General features: G+C 46.4%; 3 protein-coding genes. All 3 read right to left on the bottom strand.

The window, feature by feature from the left end:
• Positions 1-1406, bottom strand: a 1406-nt coding sequence (locus B3M51_RS10435; protein WP_292758995.1) for a Clp protease N-terminal domain-containing protein, incomplete at its 3' end; no start/stop codon positions are given.
• Between the two features lie 143 nt (positions 1407-1549).
• Positions 1550-2227: a lysophospholipid acyltransferase family protein gene (locus B3M51_RS10430; RefSeq protein ID WP_292758992.1), complete on the bottom strand. Its 678-nt coding sequence runs from the start codon at positions 2225-2227 to the stop codon at positions 1550-1552.
• The coding region (locus B3M51_RS10425) for an L-threonylcarbamoyladenylate synthase (RefSeq protein ID WP_292758989.1) at positions 2224-2679 on the bottom strand (456 nt) is incomplete at its 5' end. The genes B3M51_RS10430 and B3M51_RS10425, both read right to left, overlap by 4 nt.

The raw sequence follows: 2679 nt of genomic DNA, 5'->3' as shown, positions 1-2679 counted from the left end.
AAAGCCGCTTTTTCTGATTTCCAGACTTCTTCCAGATCGGTATATTCGCGGGCCAGTTTTTTCATTTCGGTTTCCAGCGTATCCAAACGTTTTTTGGAGGCTTCATCCGATTCTTTCTGTAAGGCAACACGCTCAATTTTAAGTTGAATTAACCTTCTTTCAAGACGGTCCAGCACTTCCGGTTTGGAATCAATTTCCATCCGAATGCGGCTAGCCGCTTCATCAATCAGATCAATGGCTTTATCCGGCAGATTCCGGTCGGTGATATAACGATGCGATAAGGTCGCTGCAGCAACGATGGCCGGATCAGTAATATCCACACCATGATGCACTTCATAACGCTCACTCAGGCCACGCAAGATAGCAATAGTGGATTCCACACTGGGTTCACCCACCAGCACTTTCTGGAAGCGACGTTCCAGAGCGGCATCTTTTTCAACATATTGGCGATATTCATCCAGCGTTGTCGCGCCAATACAATGCAACTCACCCCGAGCTAAAGCGGGTTTAAGCATATTACCGGCATCCATTGCGCCTTCTGCCTTACCAGCACCTACCATGGTATGAATTTCATCAATAAACAGAATGATTTGTCCTTCCTGTTTTGAGAGATCACTGAGTACTGCTTTTAATCGTTCTTCAAACTCACCACGGAATTTGGCACCAGCAATCAACGAGCCCATATCCAACGCCAGCACCCGTTTGTTTTTCATGCCTTCCGGCACTTCACCATTAACAATACGCTGTGCCAGACCTTCAACAATCGCCGTTTTACCGACGCCTGGTTCACCAATCAACACTGGATTGTTTTTGGTACGACGTTGCAGAACCTGGATAGTGCGGCGAATTTCATCATCACGACCTATCACCGGATCCAGTTTGCCACTCTCGGCACGGGCAGTGAGATCAATGGTGTATTTTTCCAGCGCCTGACGCTGTTCTTCGGCATTTTGATCAGTCACGCGTTCGCCCCCACGAATTTTGTCTATCACGTTATTAATATTGGTTTTGTTAGCCCCATGCTTGCGCAGCAATTCACCTGTTTGATTTTTTTCCTCAACCGCTGCCAACACGAAAAGTTCGCTGGAAATAAATTGATCCTGACGTTGCTGTGCCAATTTATCCGTTTGATTTAATAATCGGTTCAAGTCTGAAGATATGCGGATATCCCCATTACCACCCTCAACTTGGGCAAAACGGTTTAACTGTGCTTCCAGATCCGCCTGATACGCTGGCACATTGACACCGCTTTGTGCCAGTAACGGTTTTACCGTGCCACCTTGTTGGTTTAATAACGCCAACATTAAATGGGCTGGTTCAATAATCTGATGATCGCGTCCAACCGCCATACTTTGTGCGGCACCAAGTGCTTCCTGGAACTTGCTGGTGAGTTTATCGATTTGCATCGTAATATCCCTGTAAAAAATAAGTTAATTACAAAATGGGGGGAAGCGATCAGAAATCAAGTCAACGTTAGCAGAAAAAAATCTTATTATTGGTAGCGTAAACAAAAAACTGCAGAGATTTTCGTTGTAGTGATGTAGATGTATTAATAGAATCGCAGGGCTGGCGTTTCGATGATTCTAATAATATCTTCTAAACATGCTTCCATCGTTTCCGGGCTGCACTGTATTGGTTGTCCCATGGTTAGCAGCACCCGACTAGGTATAAAAGGAGCGGTAAACACTTTGCCCTGAGCTGTCACACCATCAATACGTACTGGAAATATCGGTGCAGCCGACCAGCTTGCCAGCCGGCCAACGCCACCCTTAATTTTTCTCGGTGGCTCAGTATCCAGATGAATTTTCCCGTGGGGAAACAGCGCGATGATCTCACCCTGCTGCAATGCTCTTAAGGCCTGTCTTAACGCCTGCTCAGGGCGGCCGGAACGATCAACCGGAATACAACCTGCCTTTTTAAAAACCCAACTGACCAATGGGCGCTCATACTCTTCCCGAGCAATCAGAAAGCGTAACGGACGTTTGCTGGCAGATATAAGCAATAAGGGATCAACACCAGAAACATGGTTGGCGACCAAAATTGCCGGGCCAGTCTCTGGCAGATTTATTTTCTGTTCCGGTAAATGCTGAATATACCGGCAGATTAAGCGTGTCCAGCCATCCAGCCAGTTAACGGACGGCCCGCCCCAATCAGCTTCAGCATGAATAATGCCGATAAGCCAGATACTGAAAGCGAATAATAGGAATAAACCAAGATAGATGATCATTCCACCTCAAACGGTTCAGGATCACCCATACCAACGCGAACCACTTCGGGTAAGTCATTTATAAACTCGACCACGGTCGTCGGCTCACTGCCACATGCTCCGCCATCAATAATCAAATCCACATGTTTACTCAATTGATCGGCTATTTCATCAGCCTCTGTCATAGGCATGGTCTCACCCGGCAAGATAAGTGTTGAACTCATTAAGGGTTCATTCAGTTCTTCCAGTAGGGCAAGGGCAATATTGTTAACCGGAATTCGTAAACCGATGGTTTTACGTTTGGGATGTTGCAATCGACGTGGCACCTCTTTCGTTGCCGGTAATACAAATGTATAGGGGCCAGGTGTATGCGCTTTAATCAAGCGGAAGACTGCATTATTGAATTTGGCGTAAACCGATAGCTCAGACAAATCCCGGCATACCAGCGTGAAATTGTGATCAGCATCCAGTTG

It is taken from the genome of Methylophaga sp. UBA2689 (assembly GCA_002354555.1).
GTDB lineage: Bacteria > Pseudomonadota > Gammaproteobacteria > Nitrosococcales > Methylophagaceae > Methylophaga.
Note: the sequence above shows the minus strand (reverse complement) of the source record. Positions and strands in the feature narration are given on the sequence as shown.

What these genes read in the sequence shown, in the direction of transcription:
- B3M51_RS10430 (WP_292758992.1), bottom strand. Translation starts at nt 2,227, where the DNA reads ATGATCATCTATCTTGGTTTATTCCTATTATTCGCTTTCAGTATCTGG.